Source organism: Streptomyces sp. NPDC059010 (assembly GCF_042740355.1).
Classification (GTDB): Bacteria; Actinomycetota; Actinomycetes; order Streptomycetales; family Streptomycetaceae; genus Streptomyces.
Genome location: NZ_JBHYJA010000018.1, coordinates 114,900 through 138,236, shown reverse-complemented (window position 1 = coordinate 138,236; position 23,337 = coordinate 114,900). Strand labels below are relative to the sequence as shown.

Here is a 23,337-nt window from a genome sequence, read left to right as displayed (position 1 = left end):
CAACTCCTCAGCCTCGGGTGTCTCCGTCACCTGTGTGAGGTGAACTCCACGACCTGCTGATACGTCGGCCGGTTCTGCCAGCTGATCTTGCCGTGCTTGATGCCGCCGAGCGTGCGCTGGACGATCGAGTCGGCGCACCACTGGTCGCCCGCCGAGCACTGGTCGTCGCCGGGGTAGACCTGCGCGGCGGTCTTGCCGGCCGCCTCCTTCAGGGTGCTGATCAGGATGTCCCGGCAGGCGCTGAGGCTGCCGCCACCGCAGTACTTGCGGTCGAGCGGCCCCCGCACCGACTCACCGAGCACGGCCCTGATGTCCTTGTCGACATAGCTCCACCAGCCGTACTGGAAGGAGCTGCCGGCGTGCGAGCCGGTCGGGCCGTGCGCGGCCGACGGGGACTCGTCGATGGGCAGGTTGGCGGTCATCGCGCCGTACAGGTCGCTGCCGAGCCCCGGTTCGAACTCGGCCTTGACCAGCAGCGGCCACCACGCGTCCAGGATGCGGACCGCTTCGGCGTTGGCGTACGTCTTCGAACCGGCCGAGGTCTCGGTGCGCTTGCCGCCCGCCGAGATCCACGTCTGGAGCTTGCTCACCGCCGCCGCGGCCGTGGAGTCGGTCACCGTGGAGCTGTTGACGACCTTGAGCAGGTCCGGCAGCACGTCCTCGGCGCGCAGGTCCGCGAGCCCCGCGTCGGCCATCGCCTTCACGAGCGACGCCCGGGTCACTCCGCCCGCCGCGACCAGCTTCTTCACCCGGTTCTCCAGCAGGTTGCCGCGGTGGACCGAGCCGTCGCCCCAGGGCGCGGTCGTGTAGTCCTTGGCCTGCTTGTTGTTCCAGGAGATGTAGTAGTCCTGGTCGATGGAGTTGGGGTGGGCGGCGGGCGGCGTGTAGTCCGCCGTGTTGGTCGCCGGGTTCCAGCCCCGCCACTCGTAGGCCTGCTGCGCCCAGACCGGGAACTCCGCGTCGACGCCGGTGGCGCGGACCGGGTTGTCGCCGCTGTTGTAGTAGGCGGTGTGCTCGGAGTCGGCGTAGAACCAGTTGAAGGTGTAGTTGATGTGCTGCGCCGCCTTCTGGAAGTCCTCCGGGCCCTTGACGTAGTCGGGGTCGTTCAGCATCTGGAAGCCGATGATCGAGTCGGCCTCGTGCAGGTAGGAGGAGCGCAGGGTGGTGTAGGCGACCTTCTTGCCGCCGACGGTCGCACGGTGTGTGACGGGACCGTACTTGGTGCGCCAGACCCGCATCGTGTACGAGCCCGCGGGGGTGCTGTCGGCGGTCGTCGGCTTCCAGGCGTTCTTCTGCTCGACCTTGTCCATCGCCGTGCAGGTGCCGCGGTACAGGTAGTGGTGGTCGTCCTGGCACAGCTCGACGGCGTAGGTGTCGATGATGTCCTGGCCGGAGGTCGTGGCGCTCCACGAGTAGTCCTGGCCGCGGCCCAGCTCGACGTACATGCTCAGGCCGGCGAAGGAGGCGCCGCGCGCGCTGATGCCGGGGCCCTGGAGCTCCTGGAGCAGGAGCAGCTGGGGGGCGAAGTAGCCGGTCTGCGGGCCGAAGACGGCGACCGGGTGGCCGCTCGCGGTGTGCTCGCCGCCGACCACGAGGGCGTTGGACATGCCCCGCTTGGCCGAGGTCATGGCGGTTCGGGCGGCCGTGGTGGAGGCACCGGTCGCGGCCGAGCCGGCGGCGCTGCCCGTACGGTCGTGGACGAGCTGTTCCTCGGCCACCGAGCCGGCGTCCGGCAGGGCCTCGCCCTGTGGGTCGGCGGGCTTGGTGGCGTACGGGAAGCTCTTGTCGTGGACGGTGAGGACCGCCTCGGGGTCGTTGCGCTCGCGGAACGACTCCCACAGCTTCGTGCCCTCGGCCACGCCGTACTTCTGCTGGGCGGCCAGCAGGGAGAGCGCGTTGTTGACCTCGCCGCCGCCTCCGGAGCCGAACAGGGCGCCGATGACGGAGCCCAGCGCGACCAGGTCGGTGATCTTGAAGTGCTCGATGGTGCCGGCGTTGGTCACGGAGTCCTTGTGGCCGGTCAGGACGTATTCGCCGGGGAAGTAGCGGCCGCTGTCGGAGGCGTCTATGTAGGAGTTGATGCCGTCGAGATAGGCCTTGGCGTCGGCGAGGGCCAGTTGGCCGCGCTCGCCGTTGGAGGCGACGGCGTTGTCGATCTGGGCCTGTAGATCCGCCTCGGTGTACGGAGCGTTGCGCCAGAACTGCTGCTCAAGGCCCTGGTTGGAGGGTGCGCCGCCCGCGAAGGAGGTCAGCTGGCCGCGGCCGACGTGCCGGAAGACGTCCATCAGCCACAGCCGGTCCTGGGCGGCCGCATAGCCGGCGCCGAACTCCGTGCCGTATCTGGTGGTACCGGTGATGTGCGGTACGCCCGTCTTCTTGTCACGGACGATCGTCACGTCGCCGCGTCCGGCGGGTTTCACGGTGGAGGCGACTTGGTCGGAGGGAACGCCGAACGAGGCGTCGTTGAAGAAGTTGTTGATCGTCGTGTTGGTGAGGCCGGAGTAGCCGGTGGCCAGGTTGGCGTAGGGGCCCAGCTGGTCCGAGGCGTGTTCGGGCATCGTGCCGAATGCCTGGTTGAGCAGGATCTGGGCGAGGGTGGCGTTGCCGTTCTGGCCCGGCGGCAGGATGTCGGAGCACTGGTTCCCGCAGTGGTCGTTCGCGGCCGCCGCCTCGGCCACCGCCGCCTCGGGCGCGGCCACCGCTTGGGAAAGAGGCGACAAAAGTCCGGCAATCAGCGCGCATACGGATGCGGTCTTCAGGAACCCGGGGAATCTGCCGGGAGTTCTCAGTCCGGCTGGGGCGTTGCGTGGGGTACGCCGTGGCATGGCAGCTCCTACCGACGAGGGTGGGCCGGGATGTTACCGGCGGTATCCCCGGGATTGAAGATGAACATGCGTCACGTTTCAGCGTCACGAGGACCGGGTTCACAGTCACCGGGGCTCGATATGGAGGTCATCGGAAATCGGATGGAGCCGAATCGCATGTCGATACGTCTATTCGTCAACGTCGCGCGAAGTCCGTGCGGCGACGCCGAAGTGACCGAAGTACAGGTGCAGGTGTGACGGAGGTGCAGGGCGATGGCCGGTTTCCGGAGTCTGGCGAGACAGGTGCGCGATCCGCGGTGCGATCTCGCGCTGCGGCGCTACTCACTGCGTAAGTGCCTTGAGCGGTTCGCTCCTTACGGGCACAGGGCGACCTGGGACCACTTGTGCTCCCGGGCGGGATTCGGTCCGGAGGACCGGTCCCCCGACCCGGCGCGGCTCGTGGCCGCGTTGGACGAGTTGGAAGAGGCGCGTTCGGTCTGGCTGGCCTACGAGGTCGAGTTCGCCGAGCGACGCAAGAAGGAAAAGCACGACGGACTGCGCAGGCCGGGCACCGTGGACGACTGGCACCGGCTGACCTGGGGCGGTTTCGGAGTCGCCTGGTGCGACGACCCCCGGGTCCACCCGCATGAACCACTGGCCGAGGTGCTGCGCCTACTGATCTCCGCGCTGGAGCGCGAACCGGGCTCGGAGTGCCCGGTGTGCGGCGGGGAGCGGCTCATCTGGAAGTACGACCTGGCCCATGAACCGTCGTCGGGCCCGGTCTGCACGGACTGCGGAATCGTGGTGCCGCGTCCGGTTCTCACGTCCGAAGCGCTGGCATCGTCGCGGCGCGGACGGCGGCTGCTCATGTCCGCCTAGAACGTCGGGGGTGCGCCGGGGATGCCGCACCCCCTCACTGCCGACCTCCCGCCGATCCGGATGCACCGGCCGGCCGACCCGCGTTGTCAGTCGTGACTGGCACCATCGAGACATGATCCAGGTGTGTCTGAACGGGCCCCGGGGAGCGGGCGACGGTGCGGCGGTGCCGCTGTCGCCGCAGGCCATGGCCGAGTCCGCCGCCGCGGCGGTCGCGGCCGGCGCCACGGACATCCATGTCCACCCCAAGACCCCCTGCGGCCAGGACAGTCTGTCGCCGCGGGTACTCGCGCCCGTGCTGGAGGCGATACGGGCCCGGGTGGCGGTGCCGGTCGGGGTGACCACGGGCGCCTGGGCGGAGCCCGATCCGGTGACCAGGGTCGCGCGTATCCGGAGCTGGACGGTGCTGCCGGACCACGCCTCGGTCAACTGGCACGAGGAGGGCGCCGAGGAACTGGCCGCGGCGCTGATCGAGCGGGGCGTGGGTGTCGAGGCCGGCATCTGGTCCGGCACGGACGGGGCGGCGCGGTTCGCCGCCTCGCCCCTGGGGCCGAGGGTGCTGCGGGTGCTGGCGGAGGTGACGGACCCCTCGGCGGAGACGGCCGAGGAGACCGCGCGTGCGCTGCTGGCCGGCCTGGGCCCGGCGTTCGGCCGCCCGGTGCTGCTGCACGGGGAGGACGGTGGTGCGTGGCCGGTGCTGCGGCTGGCGGGGCGGCTGGGGCTGGGGACGCGCATCGGGCTGGAGGACACGCTGGCCCTGCCGGATGGGGAACGGGCCCTGTCCAACGCTCAGTTGGTGGCCGAGGGGCTGGTCCAGTACGGGTGGGCCCAGCGCTCGTCGTAGGAGACGGCGAGCAGTTCGGCGCGGGTCGCGAGGTCGTACTCGCCCGCCGCGTGGAGGCGGGCGGCGCCGGTGCCGGAGAGCCAGGCGCGCAGGTCGGTGACGCCGGTTGCCACGGTGACGTCGTACCACCAGGAGAAGGGCGAGTCGTCGGACAGCAGGTCGTAGAGCCAGACGTCGGCGCAGTGGGCGAGGTGTGCGTCGGCGACCGGGCCGGGGGCCCACGCGTCCAGGAACGGAGTCACGGTTCCGGCGATCGTGGCGCAGATGTCGAAGACGGTGTCGATGCCGTACGGCGGCTCGGGCGTCGCGAGTGCCTCCTGCCACCAGGCGTGCAGGAACGCCTCGATCGCGGCGGCCTGCTCGGCCGGCCATGAGCGCCAGTCCACCCGGGACAGCCCATGAGCCCCAACGGTGACCGAGCTCAGGGAACCGTCGGCCATGGCCCGTGCGCCCTGGGGCAGCAGGCGGCGCATCACCGCGGCGTGGTCGTCGAAGTGGTCGGGCACCTCGAAGAGGTAGTAGCGGACCACGTCCACCGGTATCCGCACCTTCGGTGTCCGCAGATACGCGGTCTCCTCGGGTGCGTGGCAGTAGCCGCAGCCGGTCTCGTCGAGACTCGCGAAACCGTCGAAGACGGAGTCGATGCGGGCGAGAGCGGCGTCGAGGGAGGGGGATGGCATGGGAGTTCGTCCCGTCAGGACTCCGTGCGCGGCGGCGTGCCCCCGGCCGAAGATCGCGACGATACCAGCCGCTAAACCGTTCGATCCATCCCTTTCCCGTCCGGACAGTTGGGGGCGATGAAACGAGAGCCGAGGCCCTGAAGGAGCCCCTGATGTCGACGCTGCGCGTCACCGCCGAAGTGCTGACCGTCCACGAGCATCCGAACGCCGACGCCCTCGAACTGGCCCAGGTGGGCCTGTACCGGGCCGTCGTCGCCAAGGGCGCGTACCGCACCGGTGAGGCCGCCGTGTACATCCCCGAGCAGTCCGTGCTGCCGGCCGGGCTGATCGAGGAGCTGGGGCTGACGGGGCGGCTGGCGGGGAGCAAGGCCGACCGCGTGAAGGCGGTGCGGCTGCGCGGTGAGCTGTCGCAGGGCATCGTGTGCCGGCCGACGTCGCTGGCCGACGTCGATCTGACACGGGCTGCGGCGGACGGGACCGACTTCGCGGGACTGCTCGGCATCACCAAGTGGGTGCCGCCGATCCCGCCCACGATGTCCGGTGAGGTGGAGTCGGCGCCGGAGCTGCTGCCGTGGGTCGACATCGAGAACATCCAGCGGTATCCGGACATCTTCACGCCGGGCGAGCCGGTGGTGCTGACCGAGAAGCTGCACGGGTCGGCGTGCCTGCTGACGTATGTCGCCGACGAGGAGCGGGTGTACGTGTCCTCCAAGGGCTTCGGGTCGAGGTCGCTGGCGCTGAAGGACGACCCGCGGAACCTGTACTGGCGGGCGGTGCGGGGGCATGGCGTCGCCGAGGCCGCGGCCCGGGTGGCCGAGCGGACCGGGGCCCGACGGGTGGGCGTCTTCGGTGAGGTGTACGGCGCGGGGGTGCAGGACCTGACGTACGGGGCCGACGGACGGCGGGAGACCCTGGGGTACGCCGCGTTCGACGTGTCCGCCGAGATCGACGGCCGGGTGGTGTGGCTGGACCCGGCGGAGGTCCTGGAGGGCGAACTTCCTCTGGTACCGCGGCTGTTCGAGGGTGCCTTCGACATCGAGCGGGTGCTGGAGGTCGCGAGCGGACGCGAGACGGTGTCCGGGCGGGAGCTGCATCTGCGGGAGGGCGTGGTGATACGGCCGGCCGTCGAGCGGTACAGCACGGTGACCGGCGGGCGGGCGATCGCGAAGGCGGTGAGCCCGGCCTATCTGACGCGGAAGGGCGGGACCGAGTACGAGTGACAGGGGGCGCAGGCTGGGCCGCGCGGCGGGTCAGCCTGCGCTGCCCTTCTGCCGTCCTCCCCCTGGTTCCGCCATCAGCCGCGACCCCGTGAGCCGTTCGCCGAAGACATCGTCCGGGTTGGACAGGACGCAGGTGTCCAGGGACAGACAGCCGCAGCCGATGCAGTCGGTCAAGTGGTCGCGGAGGCGGTTGAGCTGCTTGATGCGTTCGTCGAGTTCCGAACGCCACGCCTCCGACAGACGTGCCCAGTCCTCGTGGGTGGGGGTGCGTTCCTCGGGGAGCTCGGCGAGGGCCTCGCGGATCGTGGCCAGGGGGATGCCGACGCGCTGCGCGGCCCGGACGAAGGCGACCCGGCGGAGGGTGTCACGGGTGTAGCGGCGCTGGTTTCCGGAGGTGCGGCGGCTGCTGATCAAACCCTTGGACTCGTAGAAGTGCAGGGCCGACACCGCGGCACCGCTGCGGGCGGACAGCTGGCCGACCGTGAGTTCGTGGATCTTCTCGGGGATCTGGGGCACGCTTCAAACCTACCTACCGTGTCTCCGCCCGGGTCCGTTGACAGCGGCTTGCAGAGCTAGCATGCTAAGCAGTCGCTTAGACATGCTGATGTGCGATACGCGACGCGAGAGGCCTGGACATGGCAGAGCCGAGGATCTTCACCTCCGCCGACGACCTGAAGGCGGCGGTGGGCGAGCAGCTGGGGTACACGGACTGGGTGGAGGTCGACCAGAAGCGGATCGACCTGTTCGCGGAGGCCACCGGTGACCACCAGTGGATCCACGTCGACCCCGAGAAGGCCGCCGCCGGGCCCTTCGGCACCACGATCGCCCACGGCTACCTCACCCTGTCGCTGCTTCCGCTCTTCGGACCTCAGCTCATCGCGGTCGAAGGCGTCAAGATGGGCGTCAACTACGGGACGAACAAGGTGCGTTTCCCCGCCCCGGTCCCGGTCGGCTCCCGGCTGCGCGCCACCGCCGCCATCACCGGCGTCGAGGACGTGACGGGCGGTATCCAGGTCACCGTCGCCTTCTCCGTGGAGCGCGAGGGCGGCGACAAGCCGGTGTGCGTCGCCGAGTCGGTGGCCCGCTACTACCTCTGAGCCGGGCGGCCCGAGCCGGGCGGCGGGCTACTTCGCCCCCACCATCCGCAGCACGAGGTCGGCGTACAGCGCGCCGACCTCGTCCGGCGTCCATGGGCCGTCGACGTTGAACCAGCGGGCCACGTCGATGCAGAGCGACAGCACCGCGAGGGTCGTGCCCTTCACGTCCAGCACATCGAAGTCACCGGCCGCCACGCCGTCCTCGATGATCCCGCGCACCTCGGCGTCGCACTGCCGGCGCAGCGCGAGGATCTCGTCGCGGGCGTCCGGGCCGAGGGAGTCGAGCTCGTACTGCACGACGCGCGCGGTGGTGCGTCCCCCGGCGTGCCAGCGGACGAAGGAACTCACGGCGTCGGCGAGCCGCTCGGCCGGGGTGCCCTCGCGGCGGGCCGCCTTCCGCAGGATGTCGAGGGCCTTCTCGTGGCCGATCCTGCTGATGCGGTGGAGGAGCTCTTCCTTGGTCTTGTAGTGGATGTAGAGCGCGGCCGGGCTCATACCGGCGCGGCCCGCGATGTCACGGGTCGTCGTGGCGTGGTAGCCGCGCTCGGCGAAGGCCTCCACGGCGGCGACCAGCAGCCGCCGGGCCGCGTCGGGAGTGACCTCACCCCACGCCGACGTCTCGCCGCCGGCCGTCTCCTCCGCCGTACTCATCGCTCACTCGCCCCTCTCGCAGACAGAACCCCCACCATACCGCCGAAACTGAGCGAGCGCTTAGTGAGCCCGGCCGGAGGTGGCGTCGGTCAGACCTTCTCGAAGGGGTCGTGTTCCGCGAGGAGCTTCTCCAGCCGCGCCTGGTCCACGCGGCTCACGATCTGTCCGGCCTCCTGGCGGTCCCGGATGACCTTGGCGAGGGTGAACGCCGAGGTCACCAGGTAGAGGACGGCGATCGCGAGGAACCCGCGCACCCAGGCGTTCGCGTTCAGCTGGTAGATACCGATGCCGGTGGCGGCCATGGCGACGGCGAAGGAGGCGACGGACTGCCCGTAGAACGCCGCCGTACTCTGCTGTTTGACCGGTGTGTCACTCATGGGGAACAGGGTCGACGGTTGTGGCACCGGCCACATCCGCCCAAGTACTCAGACACGTACTCAGCCCGACCGGCCGCCCGGGCGTCGGCTTTCGGGAACCTCGTCGATGGCCGGCATCGGCGGCCCTTCCGGATACCACCCGTCCAGGAAGGCGGCTTGGCGGCTGACATCGACGAGTTCTATGCGCGCGCCGATGCTGTCCACGCGGTGGTACACGAACGGACGGCCATGGGGACAACCGGAGAAATCCAGGGGGAAACCCTCGCGTTCCAAACGGCGGGACCCCTCCCGCACATCACTCGTCCAGAAGCCGAGGTGGTCGAACCTGGCCCCCTCCGCCGCATGCCAGGGGCTGCCGGGAACCCCCTCGATGAGCTCGATGAACGGTGGTCCACCGGCGGTGAAGACGATCCGGTAGTCCCACTCGCCGAGCCGGTCGGACCTGGGTTCGCACCACTCGACCCCGGCGGAGCGCTGAAAGTCACGCATCGCCTGTTCGAGATCCGCCACGGCGAAGCACACGTGATAGAAGGCAACCATCCCACCATGATCGGGAAAGCCCTGCACGAGTGCCACCAGCCCAAGAGCTCTAGGGCCCTGGAGCCGAAGGGCCGAAGGGCCGTTCAGAACGCCGAAACCCCCGTCAGCGCCCGTCCGATGAGCAGCTTCTGGATCTGGCTGGTGCCCTCATAGAGGGTCATCACGCGGGCGTCGCGCAGCAGCTTGCCCGCCGGGTACTCGTCGATGTAGCCGTAACCGCCGAAGACCTGAAGGGCGTTGTTGGCGGCGCGGACGGCGGCCTCGGAGGCGAAGAGCTTGGCCTTGGAGGACTCGACGGCGAAGGGCTGCCCTCGGTCGATGAGGTCGGCGACCCGCCAGGTCAGCAGGCGGGCCGCGTCCACGTCGACGGCGATGTCGCTGATCAGCTCCTGGACCAGCTGATGACCCGCGATCGGGGTGCCGAACTGCTCACGCTCACCGGCGTAGCGGACGGCCGCGTCCAGGGCGGCCTGGGCTATGCCGACGCATCCCGCGGCGACCGACATCCGCCCCTTGGCCAGGGCCGACATCGCGACCGAGAAGCCCTTGCCCTCCTCCCCCAGCATGGCCGCCGCGGGCACCCGTACGTCCTGAAGGACCAGCTCGGCGGTGGCCTGGCCGCGCAGGCCGAGCTTGCCATGGATGGTGCGGCGGGTCAGGCCGGGAGTGCTGGTGGGGACCAGGAAGGCGGAGACGCCCTTGTGGCCGGGCGCGTCCGTGGAGCGGGCGAAGAGCAGGACGACGTCGGCCCAAGTGCCGTTCGTGATGAACATCTTGGTGCCGTTGATGACGTAGTCGTCGTCGCCGTCCCGGACCGCGCGGGTGGTGAGATTGCCCGCGTCGGAGCCGGTGCCCGGCTCGGTGAGGCCGAAGCAGCCGACCAGTTCGCCCGCGGTGAGCCCCGGCAGCCAGCGCTGCTTCTGCTCCTCGCTCCCCCAGGCGGAGATGGTCTTGGCCACCAGCCCCAGGGAGACCGACACGATGCCGCGCACCGAGGAGTCACCCCTGCCCAGCTCCTCCGTGACCAGGCAGTACGCCAGGTGATCGCCGCCCGAGCCGCCGTACTCCTCGTCGATCGTCAGGCCCAGGAAGCCGACCTCTCCGAGCTTCTTCACGATCGAACGGTCCACTTCCTCGGCCCGGTCCCACGCGATGACGTTCGGGGCGATTTCCCGCTCCACGAAGTCCCGGGCCAGCCGCCGGACGGCGGTCTGTTCCTCGCTGAGCTCCAGGTTCATGCCGAGTCACCCCACTGAGAACGGACTTCGAGAACGCACTTCGACGGCCGTGCTTCGAAAGCCATACATTGAAAGCCGTACATTTAAATTAGCACTGCTAGTTTGTGTTCGGCAGCTCTACTATGTGCGCCATGGCCCGACCGCGCAAGCCCCTCCTGAACTACGACCGGATCGTCGAGACGGCTCGCGAACTCGTGGACGCGGAGGGTCTGTCGGCCGTCTCCACGCGCCGCCTCGCCGGCGAACTCGGGGTGAGCGGGCCGTCCCTCTACAACCATTTCCGCACGATGGACGAGATCCTGGAGGCGGTCGCCGACTCGGTCAGCGCCCAGGTCGATCTGTCGATGTTCGAGGACGGCCGGAACTGGCGTACCGCCCTGCACGACTGGGCCGTCTCCTACCGGGCCGCCCTGCGGGACCACCCGAACATCGTCCCGGTACTCGCCCGCGGCCCCGGCCGCCGCCCGGCGGCACTGCGGCTCGCCGACGCCGTCTACGGCGCGATGGTCGAGGCGGGCTGGCCGCCGGCGCAGGCCACGTCCATCGGCGCGCTGATGCGGTATTTCATCATGGGCTCGGCGCTCGGTTCGTTCGCCGGGGGGTTCGTGGACGACGCGAGCGCGTACGACCCCGCCGACTATCCGCACCTCGGGCAGGCCCACCTTCTCGCCGACCAGCAGGAGAAGATCGACGAGCGGGCCTTCGAGACGGGCCTCGCCGCGCTGCTCGACGGGTTGGCACGGCAGTACGAGCAGGTCGGACGCGACGTGTAGCTCCGCTGGTGGGGGCGGGGTGGGGGCGTGCCGCGAGGGGTTGTCTTGTGTGTGCGGCTGCGTCGTGGCTTGTCGCGCAGTTCCCCGCGCCCCTTGGGGGGCTGGCGAACCGTCGTTTCCTGCGCTCGGCTTCCCTCACCTTTCGGTGGGCGCCGAAGTGTTCGTGGCGCATTCTGGAGCGCATGGCCACCAAGGACTCCCAGGCGCCGCACCTCGCCCGGCTCGCCGCGCTGATCGCCGACGAGACGCGGGCCGCCTGTCTGCTGGCGCTGCTCGACGGGCGGGCGTGGACCGCCGGGGAGCTGGCACGGCATGCCGGGGTCGCCGCGTCCACGCTGAGCGAGCACCTGGGCAAGCTGGTCGCGGGCGGGCTGCTCACCGAGGAGCGACAGGGGCGGCACCGGTATGTGCGGCTGGCCGACGCCCGGGTCGCCCAGCTGGTGGAGGACCTGGCCGCGCAGGTGACGCCGAGGGCGACGCGGCGGCCCCGGAACCTGCGGGAGTCCAGCGCCGGGTCGGCGATGGCTCGCGGGCGCACCTGCTACGACCATCTCGCCGGGCGGCTCGGCATCGCGGTCACCGACGCGCTGACGGAACGGGGACTGCTGGTCCAGGACACCGGGTTCGCGCTGACGGACGCGGGGCTCGGCTGGTTCGACTCCGCCGGGATCCGGCTCGACCGCACCGGCCGCCGCCCGCTGGCCCGCGCCTGCCTCGACTGGACCGAGCGCCGGCCGCATCTCGCCGGTGTCGCCGGGGCGGCCCTGTGCCGGCATGCGCTGGACGCGGGGTGGTGCGTGCGGATCGGGTCCGAGCGGGCCGTGAAGGTGACGGCGTCGGGCGAGGACGCCCTGTCCGAGCTGTTGGGCATCGATGCGGCCACGCTGCACTGATGCCCGGCCCCTGTGCACCGAAGCCCTGAAACCCTCAAGCCCTCAAGCCCTCAAGCCCTCAAGCGAGCAGTCCCGCGTCCGAAATCCGCGAGCTTTCGAACCGTTGCCTTCCTAGTCTCTGGAGCATGATGAACGCCTCCCCTGCCCGCCGTCCCGACCTGCTCGCCACCGGCGCGGCCACCGTCACCGTCGTGCTGTGGGCCTCCGCCTTCGTCTCCATCCGCAGTGCCGGGGCCGAGTACTCACCCGGCGCGCTCGCGCTGGGGAGGCTGCTCGTGGGTGCCGTGGTGCTGGGACTGATCTGCCTGGTCCGTCGGGAGGGGCCGCCGCCTCGGGCGGCGTGGCCCGGGATCGCGATATCGGGCCTGTTGTGGTTCGGCTTCTACAGCGTCGTGCTGAACTGGGGCGAGCAGCAGGTGGACGCCGGTACGGCGGCTCTCGTCGTGAACATCGGGCCCATCCTCATCGCGCTGCTGGGCGCCCGGCTGCTCGGTGACCCGATGCCGCCGCGGCTGCTGGCGGGCATGGCGGTGTCGTTCGCCGGTGCGGTCACCGTGGGGCTGTCGATGTCGGGCGAGGGCGGGTCCTCGGTGCTCGGCGTGGTGCTGTGCCTGCTCGCCGCGGTCGGATACGCCGGCGGCGTGGTGGCCCAGAAGCCGGCGCTGGGTCATGCGAGCCCGCTCCAGGTGACGACGTACGGGTGTCTGGTCGGCGCGGTCGGCTGCCTGCCCTTCAGCGGGCAGCTCATCGGCGACGCGGCCGACGCCTCCCTCTCCGCGACCCTCAACCTGGTCTATCTGGGCGTCTTCTCGCTGGCGCTCGCCTTCACGACCTGGGCGTACGCCCTGGCCCGTACGACGGCCAGCCGGATGGGCGCGACCACCTACGCGGTGCCCGCGCTGGTCGTGCTGATGTCCTGGCTGGCGCTGGGCGAGGTGCCGGGGCTGCTCACGCTGGCGGGCGGGGCGCTGTGTCTCGCGGGGGTCGCCGTGTCGCGGTCCCGGGCCCGGTCCGCCCGGGTCGTGGCAGCAGCGCCGCAACCCGAGCAGACCCGCGAAACAGCGTGAATCAGCGCGAACGCGCCCTGTCCGCGAGGACCTTGATGGACAGCAGGGCGATCACCGACAGGCCGATGATGTAGCCGGAGACCGCCATCGAGGTGCCCGTGGCCTCCAGCAGCAGCACCATGATGAACGGGGCGAGACCGCCGCCGAGCACGGCCGCGATCTGGTAGCCGAGAGAGGCACCGGTGTAGCGCATCTCCGGCGTGAACAGCTCGGCGAACAGAGCCGCCTGGGGGCCGTACATGATGCTGAGGAAGCAGCTGGCGACGAAGGTGCCGACCGCGAGCCAGAGCAGCGAACCGGTGTCGATCAGCAGGAACAGCGGTACGGCCCACAGGGCGATGCCGGCCGCGCCGATCGCGTAGACACGGATGCGGCCGATCTTGTCGGAGAGCGCGGCGGCGGCCGGGATCAGCACCAGCTGGGTGAGGCTGATGCACAGCGAGACCATGAGGACGGCGCTCTTCTTCATGCCGAGCTCGCGGGTCGTGTAGTCGAGCACGCCGGTGATGATGATGTAGAAGGTCGCGGTGTTCACGGCGAAGGAGCCGCCGGCGAGGAGGACCGTGCCGAGGTGGTCCTTGAGGATCGTGCGCAGCGGTGAGGACTGCTCGGCCTTCTCCTGCTCGGCCAGCTTCTTCTCCGCCTCCCGGAATTCAGGGGTCTCCTCGACGCGCGTGTGGATGTACCAGGCGAGCACGAGGACCAGCAGTCCGACGAGGAACGGCACGCGCCAGGCCCAGGCCGCGAACTCCGCGTCCGTCGTGAACGCTCCCGCCAGCAGGAACACCGTGTTCGCGGTGACCACGCCGATGGGAACACCGAGCTGGACGAAGCTGCCGTAGATGCCGCGCTTGCCCTCGGGGGCGTACTCGGTGGCCATCAGCATCGCGCCGCCCCACTGGGCGCCGACGGCGATGCCCTGCAGCACACGGAAGACGACCAGCAGGATCGGGGCGGCGACGCCGATCGTGGCGTACGTCGGGAGCAGGCCGATGCCGGTGGTGGCCAGGCCCATGAGGGTGAGCGCGAGAACCAGCATCGGCTTGCGGCCGCGCTTGTCGCCGAGCTGCCCGGCGACGATGCCGCCGATGGGGCGGGCGAGGAAGCCGACGGCGAAGGTGGCGAAGGAGGCGAGCACTCCGGCGGTGGGGTTGCCGGCCGGGAAGTACAGGTCGCCCAGCACGAGGGCTGCGGCGATACCGAAGACGAAGTAGTCGTACCACTCCACGGCCGAGGCGAGGGCCGCGGCGGTGGCGACTCGGCGGCGGTTGCCGGCGGCGGGGGCGGTGGTGGTGAGCGGCTCGGGGGAAGGTGCCGTGTCCATGCGTGCACACTCCGGTGGGTGCGGGGACGGAACGGGGACAGAACGGGGGGGGTGGAACGGGTTCCGGGGAACGTACTGACCGGACGGTATGCCCGTCAACGGGTCGCGCAGCAGGAGTTTTACCTGCACATGGCACGGACAACGGGATCCGGGCATGGATCGGGGCATGCCTGAGGCCCCGGTCTCGCGAGGAGACCGGGGCGCACGGCGGACGGACCCTAGAACACGACCAGTGCCCTGCCGCCCTTGCCCGCCAGCATGTTCTCGAAGGCCGCCGGGATGCCGTCCAGCGCGATCCGTTCCGTCACCAGCGCGCTCAGGTCCAGGCGGCCCGCCCGCACATGCTCGGCCAGGACCGGCACGTCCCGCGCCGGGTCGGAGTTGCCGTAGACGCAGCCGGAGAGGGTGCGGCCCCAGTGGAAGATCTCCAGGGCGTTGAAGGTGACCTGCTGGTCCTTGCCGCCGATGCCGACGACCGTGGTGCGGCCGCCGCGGCGGGTGGAGTCCCAGGCGGTGCGGATCGTGGTCGCGCGGCCCACGCACTCGACGGCGACGTCCACGCCCTGCTTGCCGGTGAGGCCGCGGATCTCGCGGGCCGTGTTCTCGGAGGCGATCACGTAGTCGGTGGCGCCCGCCGCGCGTGCCAGTTCCTCCTTCTCGGGGGAGACGTCGACCGCGACGATCTTCGCCGCGCCCGCGATCCGGGCCGACTGGAGGGCGGCCAGCCCCACGCCGCCGACGCCGAACACCGCGACCGTCTCCCCCTGGCGGACCCGCGCCGAGTGGTGCACGGCGCCGTAGCCGGTGAGGACGGCGCAGCCCAGCAGGGCGGCGTCGGTGAGCGGGATGCCGTCCGGGAGGGGCAGGACGCAGTCGGCCGAGACGACGGTCTCCTCGGCGAACGCGGCGACGTTCAGACCGGGGTGCAGCTCGGTGCCGTCCGCGGTGCGGGCGTAGACGTCGGCGGCGCCGTTGAGCGCGTTGGCGCACAGCCAGACCTCGCCGAGCCCGCAGGCATGGCAACCGCCGCAGGACGGCGCCCAGTTGAGCACCACCTCGGCGCCGGGCGCGACATGGGTGACGCCCTCGCCGACGGCGACGACCGTGCCGGCGCCCTCATGGCCGAGGACGGCGGGCACGGGGACGCGCATCGTGCCGTTGGACAGCGACAGGTCGGAGTGACACACCCCGGCGGCGGCGAGACGGACCCGGACCTGACCGGGGCCCGGGTCGGGCAGTTCGATCTCGGTGACCTCCAGCGGGGCACCGACGGCGGGCAGGACGGCGGCACGGACGGCCATGGCAGGCGCTCCCTTGAACGGGCTCAGAACTGGAGGGACTTGGTCTGGAGGTACTCGGACAGGCCGTGCGCGCCGAGTTCGCGTCCGACGCCCGACTGCTTGTACCCGCCGAAGGGGGCCAGCGGGTTGAAGCGGCCGCCGTTGATGTCGACCTGCCCGGTGTCCATCCGGCGCGCGAAGGCCACCGCCTCCGCCTCCTCCCCCGCCCAGACGGCGCCCGCGAGGCCGTAGACCGTGCCGTTGGCGATGCGCAGGGCGTCCGCCTCGTCCTCGTACTTCAGGATCGACAGGACGGGGCCGAAGATCTCCTCCTGCGCGATGGTCATCTCGGGCGTCACATCGGCGAAGACGGTCGGGCTGACGAAGCAGCCCTTCTCGTACGGCGCTTCCGTGCCGCCCGCGACCAGCCGTGCCCCCTCGGCGACACCTTGCTCGATATAGCCGCGCACCCGCGCCTGCTGCTTGGCGTTGACCACCGGGCCGATGCGCTCGCCGTACTTCTCGGCGGCGGCCGCGGCCAGCTCGACGGCCTCGTCGTACTGGTCCCGGTGCACCAGCATCCGCGTCCAGGCGCTGCACGTCTGGCCGGAGTTGGACATGACGTTGGCGACGCCGACGTTGACGGCCTTGGCCAGGTCGGCGCTGGGCAGGATGACGTTGGCGGACTTGCCGCCGAGTTCCAGGGCGACCTTCTTGATGGCGGCCCCGGCCACCGCGGCGATCCCGCGGCCGACGGCCGTGGAGCCGGTGAAGGAGACCAGGTCGACGCCGGGGTGCTCGGCGAGCGCCTGTCCCGCGACCGGGCCGAGGCCGGTGACCAGGTTGAAGACGCCCGCGGGGACACCGGCCTCGTGCACCGCCTCGGCGAACAGCTGGGCGACCAGCGGGGTGTCCTCGGCGGGCTTCAGTACCACCGTGCAGCCGGCGGCCAGCGCCGGGGCGGCCTTGGCGACGATCTGGTGCAGCGGGTAGTTCCAGGGCGTGATGGCGCCGACCACACCGACGGGCTCGTGGTGCACGGTCGAGTTGCCGACCTTCTCCTCGAAGGCGTACGTCGCCGCGAGCTCGGCGTACGAGCCCGCGACGGCGATCGGCACGCCCGCGTGGACCGCCTGCGAGAACTTCAGCGGCGAGCCGAGCTCGGCGGTGACCGTCTCGGCGATCTCGTCCTTGCGGGCGTCGAGGATGTCGCGCAGGGCGGCGAGCCGCGCGGCCCGCTCGGCGGGCGGCGTCGCGGCCCAGCCCGGGAGGGCGGCTCGGGCGGCCCGTACGGCGGTGTCGACGTCGGCGGCGGTGCCGGCCGGGACCCGGCCGACGACCTGCTCGTCGACCGGGTTCACCACCTCGATCACGTCGCCGCCCGCGGCGGGGCGCCACGCGCCGTCGATGTACATGCCGTCGTGTGCCTTCATTGCACTTCCTCCCGAGCGGGCTGCCACGTCGTCCGACTCATAAACTAGCGGTGTTAGTTTTTATGCGCCAGACGCTCCATGACATCAGAAGTCGACCCGAGCCCGGTCGTCCACCCTCCCTACCGACTCCTGACCGAACGCCTTCTCGTAGTCCCGACGGATCTCCTCGATCTTGCGATCACTGCTCTTCGCCTGCGTCTGCGGGTACAGCAGGATCAGCTCGTACGACCGCTCCTTCTCGATCGTGCCGCTCACGTCCCGCCACTGCCCGCGCCCGGTCTGGATCGTGAGCCCGTCCGGAAAGTCCGGGGTGACCTCCTTGTCGACGAAGGCCATGAACTGCGCGTCAGTGACAGCAGGCCCGCCGTCGGGCCGCGCGGTACCGAAGAAGAGCTGCGTCTCGACGTACGGCTCTCCCCGCTGCCGTACCGATGCGGCGTCGGTGTCGAGGGAGGCGTAGGCGGTCGGCGCGGCGACGGTCAGCATGAGGCCAACGGCCGCGAGGACAGCCCGAGTTCGGGTGAAGTGGACATTCATGCCCCATGACTAGCCACCCGCGGCGTAGTTCACTCCTCCAGGTCCGGCAGCCGCGCCGGAGCCGGGCAGATTCGGTCGCCGTGCTGGTCGAAGACGAAGAGGTGGGCCAGGTCCACGAGGAGAGGCACCTGCATGCCGTGCCGGAGTTCGAAGTCGGGCGTGGTGCGCACGATGAGGTCGCCGGGGAGGCGGCCCTCGGGCGGGGCCGGGTCGGGGGTCGCGTCGGCCGGGTGGTCCAGGGTCACCACGGGGCCGGCCCGCAGGGCGCCCGCGCGGTTGCGGAGGCGTTCCAGCACCGTGCCGGTCTCCCGGCGGCGGCGCCGGACCGGGGGGACGGGGCGCGGGGCCTCCAGGTCCGGTACGACGGCGGGGCGGGAGCCGGTGTTGAAGTGGACGAGGACCTCGTGGCCCTGGAACTCCACATGCTCGACCAGGCCCGTGATGTGCACCTCGCCGGGGCGTGCGGAGGCCGGCTCGGCGATCCGGACCGCTTCCGAGCGCAGGCCCACGATGACCTCGCGGCCCTGCTGGACCCGGAGCAACTGGTGGTCCAGGGACAGGGGTTCGGGGAGTCGGAGGTACTGCTTGCCGAGGCTGATGGTCATCGCGCCGTCGAGCGGGGCGCGGACGACGCCGCGCAGCAGGTTGATGCGGGGAGTGCCGATGAAGGCGGCGACGAAGACGTTGCGGGGCAGGGCGTACACCGAGCGCGGGGTGCCGACCTGCTGCAGGACGCCGCCGCGCAGAATGGCGACCCGGTCGCCGAGGGACATCGCCTCGGCCTGGTCGTGGGTGACGTAGACCGTGGTGACGCCCAGCTTCCGGGTGAGGCCGGAGATCTCGGCGCGCAGGTGGTTGCGGAGCTTGGCGTCGAGGTTGGAGAGCGGCTCGTCCATCAGGAACGCGGTGGGGTGGCGGGCGATGGCCCGGCCCATGGCGACGCGCTGGCGTTCGCCGCCGGAGAGCTGGGCGGGGAACCGGTCCAGGAGGTCCTCGATGCCCAGCATGCGGGCGGTGGCGTCCACCCGGGGGCGGGGGTCCGCGCCGGGCTCCTCGATCCGCAGGGGGAAGCCGATGTTGTCGCGGCTGGTCATGCTCGGGTAGAGGGCGAAGTTCTGGAAGACCATCGCCATCCGCCGGTCGGCGGGCAGCAGGTCGTTGCCGTACTCGCCGTCCAGCACCAGCTCGCCCTCGTCGATCTCCTCCAGACCGGCGATCATTCTGAGCACGGTGGACTTGCCGCAGCCGGAGGGCCCGAGGAGGACGAGGAATTCCCCGGGCTCGATGTCCAGCGAGAGCCGGTCCACCACGCGGACGCCTCGCGTGTAGGACTTGCTCACGTCGTGCAGGGAGATGGCGCGTGTCATGACTGCTGCCCCCGGGGGCTGTCCGGAGCGCCGCTGCTCCGTGTGTCCGAAGGCCCCGCGCGGGTCGTACGGGGCCTTGAGTCACGGAAGCTAACGGAATGTGCCCGGCCGAGGGAAGGGGTCTGTCACTTCGTAGCGGTCAGGTGGGCGAAGACCACCACGTTGCTGGTGTATCCCGCCTGCCGGTCGAAGAGGCCGCCGCAGGTGAGCACCCGCAGCTCCGGGCGCCGGCTCGGGCCGTAGACCTCCTTGTCGGGGAACGTCGCCTTGTCGTAGACCTTCACCCGGTCCACGGTGTAGACGGCGCTGCGGCCGTCCTCGCGCCGCGCCTCGATCTGCTTGCCGCGCTTCACCGAGGCGAGTCCGGCGAAGACGGCGGAGCCGGTCGTGGTGTCGCGGTGGCCCACCGCGATCGCGACACCGGGCTCACCCGGTGTGGGTCCGCCCCGGTACCAGCCGATGAGGTTCGGATCGTCGACCGGCGGTGTCTCCAACTCCTGTTCCCCGGTGAGCCCGAGGCCGATGATCGGGGCGTCGATGCCCAGGGACGGGATACGCACGGACGTCGGCCGGGAACGCGGCAGCGGGCGAGGGGGCTCGGCGGGGTGGGCCCGGCCGGCGGCCTGCACGGAGTGCCTGCCGTCGGGTCCGGTCGGAGCGATCGCGTCACGGAGTCCCTCGCACCGGACGACCACCATCGCCAGGACGACCGTCAGCGCGGCCGTTCTGGAGAGACGGTAGGCGCGGGTCCGGTACCAGGGCCGGCGTCTGCGCCTACGCGGCACCATCGGTCTGCCGGCGGTTCCTGCGGAAGTACACGGCGCCGCCAAGGGCCGTCAGGCCCACCACCGCCGCGCCCGCGACCGGCGCGTAGGCGGCCGCGGTGTCGACGAGACCGCCACCGCCCGCGTGCACACCGCCTCTCGGACCGTGCTCGTCGCCACGCCCCCACCCTCCCTCGCCCCGGTCGTTGTCCTCGATGCGCCCGGGCGGGCCCCCGTCGCCGTCCCGCCCTTCCCGCCCTTCCCGCCTGTCGTCGTCATGGCACCGGACGCGGAAGACCTTCTCCTTCGGAGGGATGCCCGTCACGACCCAGGTGAGCTTGTACTGCCCCTCGGCGAGCCCCAGCGTGTCGGTGTGCCCGGCGCCCCCGGCGAGCTGGATCGCGCCGGTGACGGTGGCACCCGTGGGCAGCGGAGGCTGCGGCGAGATGGTGTACGTGATCGAGGCGAGGATGTCGAAGTTGACGGCGTCGAGGTAGAACCGGCAGACCACCGGGTCGTCCTTCGGCACCCCGTAGGGCACGCCCTCGCGGTGGATCCTGATGTCGCCGTTCTCCCCCTGGGCCCACGCGGTCGGGGCCGTCACCCATGACGCGCCCGCCGCGGCGAGGGCCGTGAGGACGACTGTGGCGCCCGCGCGGGCGCGAAAGGAACGTGAGGGTGTCAGGGTCGGCATACGCGCTCCTCAGGTTCAGACGATTTTCATACAAATCGTTCTTTCGCCTGACTCTCCGTCACGCGCACGCGACTCGCCGTACCGACGCCCGGCGCGTCGTCAGATTTCGCTCGTCCGGCGCAGTCCCGGGCGCTTCGGCCGCTTTGAGGCACCCGATCCGGGCCCTCCCGGCCGCTTCGGCGTACGCACGGCCACTCCCGCCGACAGCAACAGCAGGCCCGCCAGCATCACGAACGGCGCAGCCACCCCGGCGATTCCGGCGACCAGGCCCGCCGACGCCGGCGCGGCGACCTGGCCGAGGCGGTTGCCGGTCAGCCGCAGGGCGAGGGCGGTGGAGCGGGCGCCCTCGGGGGCCGCCTGCACGACCGTCGTCATGGACAGCGGCTGGCCGACGCCGAGGCAGAAGCCCAGCACCGCCAGCATCACGGCCAGCGCCCACACCGGCACCGGCAGCGCGACCCCGGCGCACAGCAGGGCCGCCAGCAGACAGGTCACGGTCAGCAGCAGGGTGCGGCCGAGCAGCCGCAGCAGGGGCGTCAGCACCAGCCGGCACGCGATGGTGGCCGCCGCGCGCAGGCTCAGGAGCAGGCCGATCACGGACGGCGCGATGCCCCGGTGCTCGCCGACCACCGGGAGGTAGGCGGTGAGGATGTCGGTGGCGGAGAGCACGGCGAGGCTGATGAAGATGCCTGCGGGCACGCCCCGGGCCCGCAGTATGCGCCCGACGGGGACGCGATCCCCTTGTTCCGCACGGGACTTGGCCGTCGTACGGCTCTCTGTCCGCCACAACGAGGTGAGCGCGACCGCGCCGCCCGCGCCCGCCGCCACCAGGGCGAGGGCGCTGGTGCCCGCCATGTCCCGGCCGCCGATCAGCGCGCCCGCGGCGATCGGGCCGATCAGCTGGCCGAGGGAGGCGCCGATGGTGAAGTGGCCGAAGTTGCGGTCCTGTTCGTGCGGGGCGGACTGGCGGGCGACCAGCGACTGGGCGCCGATGACGAAGCAGAGATGGCCGAGGCCCATCACCCCGCTCCAGACGGCCATCGCCCAGAGGGAGTTCGCGAGGCCGCTCATCGCACAGCCGCCGGAGATCAGCACGACACCGACGGGCAGCAGCGGCGCACAGCGGCCGTGGTCGGTGCGGCGGCCCAACGGGACGGCGACGAACAGCGGGAGCAGCGCGTACACGCCCGCGATCACACCGATCGCCCTCTCGTCCGCGCCCAACGCCAGCGCCCGGTAGGAGACGGCGGGCCGGGCCATCGACACCGCCCCCTGCGCGAAGCTGAAGGCGATGACGAGGCGGAGCAGCCAGCCGCGGTTCCCACCGGGCGCCATGTGCGGATCCTCCATGGAAAAGTCAGATGATTCCGAAGAGCATCCCTGCCCCGAGGATCACGAGGCATGTGAGCGCGGCCCACTTCACGACGAACCGGGTGTGGTCGCCGAACTCCACCTTGGCCATTCCGACCAGGACATAGACGGCCGGGACGAGCGGGCTCGACATGTGCAGCGGCTGGCCGACCAGGGAGGCGCGGGCCATCTCCAGCGGGGTGACGCCGTGCGCGGCACCGGCCTCGGCGAGGACCGGCAGGACGCCGAAGTAGAAGCCGTCGTTGGACATGAAGTAGGTGAGCGGGAGGCTCAGGATGCCGGTGACCAGGGCCATGTGCGGCCCCATGCCCTCGGGGATGACGTCCACCATCCACTTGGCCATGTGGTCGACCATGCCGGTGCCTTGCAGTACGCCGGTGAAGACAGCGGCGGCGAAGACCATGCCGGAGACGTTGAGGACGTTGTCGGCGTGGGCGGCGAGCCGGGCCTTCTGGTCCGGGATGTGCGGGAAGTTCACGGTGAGCACGAGCGCGGCGCCGAGCAGGAACAGCACCGGGATCGGCAGCCACTCCATGATCATGGCGGTGAGCAGCGTGATGGTGAGCAGCGCGTTGAACCAGTAGAGCTTGGGGCGCAGGGTGGGCCGGTTCGGGTCGAGCGCCTGGAAGCGGTCGTCGTCGCCGTCCGCGTCGGTGCCCGAGCCGGAACCGGCGCCGCCGGTGGCCGTCTTGCCTGTGCCGGAGGAGCCGGAGCCGGCGCCCACGAGAACCGTCTCGGTCTCCTTCTCCTCGACCTTCTCCTCGATCTTCTCGTCGACCAGGACCTCGTCCAGGGTCAGCACACCGAGCCGCTTGCGCTCGCGCAGACCGAGGACGTACGAGAGGACGAAGACGAAGGCCAGGCCCACCAGGAGGGCCGGGATCATCGGGACGAAGATGTCGCTGGCGTCGAGCTTGAGCGCGGTGGCGGCGCGGGCGGTCGGGCCGCCCCACGGCAGGGTGTTCATCACGCCGTTGGCCATGGCGGCGACACCGGTCATCACGACCAGGCTCATCTTCAGGCGCTTGTACAGCGGGTACATCGCCGAGACCGTGATCATGAAGGTGGTCGAGCCGTCGCCGTCGAGCGAGACGATCGCGGCGAGGATCGCCGTGCCGACGACGATCCGCATCGGGTCGGCCTTGGCGAACTTCAGGATCCCGCGCACGATCGGGTCGAAGAGACCGACATCGATCATCACACCGAAGTAGACGATCGCGAACATCAGCATCGCCGCGGTGGGGGCGAGGCTGGTGACGCCGTCGATGACGTAGTCACCGAGCTTGGCGCCCTTCCCGACGAAGACGCAGAACAGTGCCGGGATCAGCACGAGCGCCGCGATCGGCGACATCTTCTTCATCATGATCAGGACCAGGAAGGTCGCGATCATGGCGAAGCCAAGGATGGTCAGCATGAGTGGATACCTAACGTTCGCCCTTGAACGACCCACCAGGGCCGGCGGTGCGTTGACGTTAGGTCCCGTCAAGCGGCGTTAACAAGACGTTGA

General features: G+C 70.8%; 23 protein-coding genes. 7 read left to right on the top strand and 16 right to left on the bottom strand.

Annotated features, from left to right (window positions below):
- Positions 1-26 precede the first annotated feature (26 nt).
- The gene (locus tag ACFWYS_RS21330; RefSeq protein WP_384771028.1) at positions 27-2,825 is read right to left on the bottom strand and encodes a penicillin acylase family protein; all 2,799 of its coding nucleotides are present in this window, start codon (positions 2,823-2,825) and stop codon (positions 27-29) included.
- Between the two features lie 252 nt (positions 2,826-3,077).
- On the opposite strand from ACFWYS_RS21330, the gene ACFWYS_RS21325 reads away from it, so the two are divergent.
- On the top strand, positions 3,078-3,683 hold the full coding sequence (locus tag ACFWYS_RS21325; RefSeq protein WP_384771025.1) for a hypothetical protein: 606 nt from the start codon (positions 3,078-3,080) through the stop codon (positions 3,681-3,683).
- 112 nt (positions 3,684-3,795) lie between these two features.
- A complete protein-coding gene (locus tag ACFWYS_RS21320) occupies positions 3,796-4,524 on the top strand; it encodes a 3-keto-5-aminohexanoate cleavage protein (protein WP_384771022.1) in 729 nt (242 codons plus the stop codon).
- Here the strand turns inward: ACFWYS_RS21320 and ACFWYS_RS21315 are convergent.
- A complete protein-coding gene (locus ACFWYS_RS21315) occupies positions 4,470-5,204 on the bottom strand; it encodes a hypothetical protein (RefSeq protein WP_384771020.1) in 735 nt (244 codons plus the stop codon). The two genes, ACFWYS_RS21320 and ACFWYS_RS21315, sit on opposite strands and share 55 nt — an antisense overlap.
- A 152-nt stretch (positions 5,205-5,356) precedes the next feature.
- Between ACFWYS_RS21315 and ACFWYS_RS21310 the strand changes: the two genes are divergently transcribed.
- Complete coding sequence (locus ACFWYS_RS21310; protein ID WP_384771018.1) at positions 5,357-6,424, top strand: RNA ligase (ATP); 1,068 nt, start codon at positions 5,357-5,359, stop codon at positions 6,422-6,424.
- Positions 6,425-6,454: 30 nt separating this feature from the next.
- On the opposite strand, the gene soxR is transcribed toward ACFWYS_RS21310, so the two are convergent.
- The gene (gene soxR / locus ACFWYS_RS21305) at positions 6,455-6,940 is read right to left on the bottom strand and encodes a redox-sensitive transcriptional activator SoxR (RefSeq protein ID WP_384771017.1); all 486 of its coding nucleotides are present in this window, start codon (positions 6,938-6,940) and stop codon (positions 6,455-6,457) included.
- 119 nt (positions 6,941-7,059) lie between these two features.
- Here soxR and ACFWYS_RS21300 point away from each other — a divergent pair, with 119 nt between their 5' ends.
- Entirely contained in the window at positions 7,060-7,521 is a 462-nt protein-coding gene (locus tag ACFWYS_RS21300; protein WP_384771014.1) for a MaoC family dehydratase, read from the top strand.
- Between the two features lie 27 nt (positions 7,522-7,548).
- Here ACFWYS_RS21300 and ACFWYS_RS21295 read toward each other — a convergent pair whose 3' ends face one another.
- The 4 genes from ACFWYS_RS21295 to ACFWYS_RS21280 all read right to left on the bottom strand — a co-directional run bounded on the left by ACFWYS_RS21295 (position 7,549) and on the right by ACFWYS_RS21280 (position 10,327).
- A complete protein-coding gene (locus ACFWYS_RS21295; protein WP_384771011.1) occupies positions 7,549-8,172 on the bottom strand; it encodes a TetR/AcrR family transcriptional regulator in 624 nt (207 codons plus the stop codon).
- A gap of 89 nt (positions 8,173-8,261) precedes the next feature.
- Complete coding sequence (locus ACFWYS_RS21290) at positions 8,262-8,549, bottom strand: YiaA/YiaB family inner membrane protein (protein ID WP_384771008.1); 288 nt, start codon at positions 8,547-8,549, stop codon at positions 8,262-8,264.
- A 60-nt stretch (positions 8,550-8,609) separates the two neighbouring features.
- Positions 8,610-9,125, bottom strand: coding sequence for a VOC family protein (locus ACFWYS_RS21285; RefSeq protein WP_384771005.1), 516 nt, complete (start codon positions 9,123-9,125; stop codon positions 8,610-8,612).
- 47 nt (positions 9,126-9,172) lie between these two features.
- Positions 9,173-10,327 carry an acyl-CoA dehydrogenase family protein gene (locus ACFWYS_RS21280; RefSeq protein WP_384771002.1) on the bottom strand — a complete coding sequence of 385 codons (1,155 nt, stop codon included), beginning with the start codon at positions 10,325-10,327 and terminating at the stop codon, positions 9,173-9,175.
- Between the two features lie 131 nt (positions 10,328-10,458).
- Here ACFWYS_RS21280 and ACFWYS_RS21275 point away from each other — a divergent pair, with 131 nt between their 5' ends.
- The 3 genes from ACFWYS_RS21275 to ACFWYS_RS21265 all read left to right on the top strand — a co-directional run bounded on the left by ACFWYS_RS21275 (position 10,459) and on the right by ACFWYS_RS21265 (position 13,060).
- A complete protein-coding gene (locus ACFWYS_RS21275) occupies positions 10,459-11,100 on the top strand; it encodes a TetR/AcrR family transcriptional regulator (RefSeq protein WP_384770999.1) in 642 nt (213 codons plus the stop codon).
- 182 nt (positions 11,101-11,282) lie between these two features.
- A complete protein-coding gene (locus tag ACFWYS_RS21270) occupies positions 11,283-11,993 on the top strand; it encodes an ArsR/SmtB family transcription factor (RefSeq protein ID WP_384770997.1) in 711 nt (236 codons plus the stop codon).
- 128 nt (positions 11,994-12,121) lie between these two features.
- Positions 12,122-13,060: a DMT family transporter gene (locus ACFWYS_RS21265; protein WP_384771219.1), complete on the top strand. Its 939-nt coding sequence runs from the start codon at positions 12,122-12,124 to the stop codon at positions 13,058-13,060.
- A gap of 1 nt (position 13,061) precedes the next feature.
- Here ACFWYS_RS21265 and ACFWYS_RS21260 read toward each other — a convergent pair whose 3' ends face one another.
- The 9 genes from ACFWYS_RS21260 to ACFWYS_RS21220 all read right to left on the bottom strand — a co-directional run bounded on the left by ACFWYS_RS21260 (position 13,062) and on the right by ACFWYS_RS21220 (position 23,280).
- The gene (locus tag ACFWYS_RS21260; RefSeq protein WP_384770995.1) at positions 13,062-14,384 is read right to left on the bottom strand and encodes an MFS transporter; all 1,323 of its coding nucleotides are present in this window, start codon (positions 14,382-14,384) and stop codon (positions 13,062-13,064) included.
- 218 nt (positions 14,385-14,602) lie between these two features.
- Entirely contained in the window at positions 14,603-15,685 is a 1,083-nt protein-coding gene (locus ACFWYS_RS21255) for a Zn-dependent alcohol dehydrogenase (protein WP_384770992.1), read from the bottom strand.
- A gap of 23 nt (positions 15,686-15,708) precedes the next feature.
- Positions 15,709-17,097: an aldehyde dehydrogenase family protein gene (locus tag ACFWYS_RS21250; RefSeq protein WP_384770989.1), complete on the bottom strand. Its 1,389-nt coding sequence runs from the start codon at positions 17,095-17,097 to the stop codon at positions 15,709-15,711.
- 84 nt (positions 17,098-17,181) lie between these two features.
- The gene (locus tag ACFWYS_RS21245) at positions 17,182-17,634 is read right to left on the bottom strand and encodes a DUF3574 domain-containing protein (protein ID WP_384770987.1); all 453 of its coding nucleotides are present in this window, start codon (positions 17,632-17,634) and stop codon (positions 17,182-17,184) included.
- A 29-nt stretch (positions 17,635-17,663) separates the two neighbouring features.
- Positions 17,664-19,001, bottom strand: a complete 1,338-nt coding sequence (locus tag ACFWYS_RS21240) for an ABC transporter ATP-binding protein (RefSeq protein ID WP_384770984.1) — start codon at positions 18,999-19,001, stop codon at positions 17,664-17,666.
- Positions 19,002-19,126: 125 nt separating this feature from the next.
- Positions 19,127-19,789, bottom strand: a complete 663-nt coding sequence (locus tag ACFWYS_RS21235) for a class F sortase (protein WP_384770981.1) — start codon at positions 19,787-19,789, stop codon at positions 19,127-19,129.
- Positions 19,776-20,459: a hypothetical protein gene (locus tag ACFWYS_RS21230; RefSeq protein ID WP_384770979.1), complete on the bottom strand. Its 684-nt coding sequence runs from the start codon at positions 20,457-20,459 to the stop codon at positions 19,776-19,778. Before ACFWYS_RS21230 ends, ACFWYS_RS21235 begins: the two co-directional genes overlap by 14 nt.
- A 99-nt stretch (positions 20,460-20,558) precedes the next feature.
- Entirely contained in the window at positions 20,559-21,794 is a 1,236-nt protein-coding gene (locus ACFWYS_RS21225) for an MFS transporter (RefSeq protein WP_384770976.1), read from the bottom strand.
- A 22-nt stretch (positions 21,795-21,816) separates the two neighbouring features.
- Positions 21,817-23,280 carry a CitMHS family transporter gene (locus ACFWYS_RS21220; protein WP_384770973.1) on the bottom strand — a complete coding sequence of 488 codons (1,464 nt, stop codon included), beginning with the start codon at positions 23,278-23,280 and terminating at the stop codon, positions 21,817-21,819.
- Between the last annotated feature and the right edge of the window lie 57 nt (positions 23,281-23,337).

Bases quoted from the DNA above. Each gene is read 5' to 3' on its own strand.
- ACFWYS_RS21225 (WP_384770976.1), bottom strand. From the start codon at position 21,794: ATGGCGCCCGGTGGGAACCGCGGCTGGCTGCTCCGCCTCGTCATCGCC.
- ACFWYS_RS21230 (WP_384770979.1), bottom strand. From the start codon at position 20,459: ATGCCGACCCTGACACCCTCACGTTCCTTTCGCGCCCGCGCGGGCGCC.
- ACFWYS_RS21265 (WP_384771219.1), top strand. From the start codon at position 12,122: ATGAACGCCTCCCCTGCCCGCCGTCCCGACCTGCTCGCCACCGGCGCG.
- ACFWYS_RS21295 (WP_384771011.1), bottom strand. From the start codon at position 8,172: ATGAGTACGGCGGAGGAGACGGCCGGCGGCGAGACGTCGGCGTGGGGT.
- ACFWYS_RS21255 (WP_384770992.1), bottom strand. From the start codon at position 15,685: ATGGCCGTCCGTGCCGCCGTCCTGCCCGCCGTCGGTGCCCCGCTGGAG.
- ACFWYS_RS21330 (WP_384771028.1), bottom strand. From the start codon at position 2,825: ATGCCACGGCGTACCCCACGCAACGCCCCAGCCGGACTGAGAACTCCC.
- ACFWYS_RS21235 (WP_384770981.1), bottom strand. From the start codon at position 19,789: ATGGTGCCGCGTAGGCGCAGACGCCGGCCCTGGTACCGGACCCGCGCC.
- ACFWYS_RS21280 (WP_384771002.1), bottom strand. From the start codon at position 10,327: ATGAACCTGGAGCTCAGCGAGGAACAGACCGCCGTCCGGCGGCTGGCC.
- ACFWYS_RS21325 (WP_384771025.1), top strand. From the start codon at position 3,078: ATGGCCGGTTTCCGGAGTCTGGCGAGACAGGTGCGCGATCCGCGGTGC.
- ACFWYS_RS21275 (WP_384770999.1), top strand. From the start codon at position 10,459: ATGGCCCGACCGCGCAAGCCCCTCCTGAACTACGACCGGATCGTCGAG.
- ACFWYS_RS21320 (WP_384771022.1), top strand. From the start codon at position 3,796: ATGATCCAGGTGTGTCTGAACGGGCCCCGGGGAGCGGGCGACGGTGCG.
- ACFWYS_RS21300 (WP_384771014.1), top strand. From the start codon at position 7,060: ATGGCAGAGCCGAGGATCTTCACCTCCGCCGACGACCTGAAGGCGGCG.
- ACFWYS_RS21260 (WP_384770995.1), bottom strand. From the start codon at position 14,384: ATGGACACGGCACCTTCCCCCGAGCCGCTCACCACCACCGCCCCCGCC.
- ACFWYS_RS21240 (WP_384770984.1), bottom strand. From the start codon at position 19,001: ATGACACGCGCCATCTCCCTGCACGACGTGAGCAAGTCCTACACGCGA.
- ACFWYS_RS21315 (WP_384771020.1), bottom strand. From the start codon at position 5,204: ATGCCATCCCCCTCCCTCGACGCCGCTCTCGCCCGCATCGACTCCGTC.
- ACFWYS_RS21245 (WP_384770987.1), bottom strand. From the start codon at position 17,634: ATGAATGTCCACTTCACCCGAACTCGGGCTGTCCTCGCGGCCGTTGGC.
- ACFWYS_RS21270 (WP_384770997.1), top strand. From the start codon at position 11,283: ATGGCCACCAAGGACTCCCAGGCGCCGCACCTCGCCCGGCTCGCCGCG.
- ACFWYS_RS21310 (WP_384771018.1), top strand. From the start codon at position 5,357: ATGTCGACGCTGCGCGTCACCGCCGAAGTGCTGACCGTCCACGAGCAT.
- ACFWYS_RS21250 (WP_384770989.1), bottom strand. From the start codon at position 17,097: ATGAAGGCACACGACGGCATGTACATCGACGGCGCGTGGCGCCCCGCC.
- ACFWYS_RS21290 (WP_384771008.1), bottom strand. From the start codon at position 8,549: ATGAGTGACACACCGGTCAAACAGCAGAGTACGGCGGCGTTCTACGGG.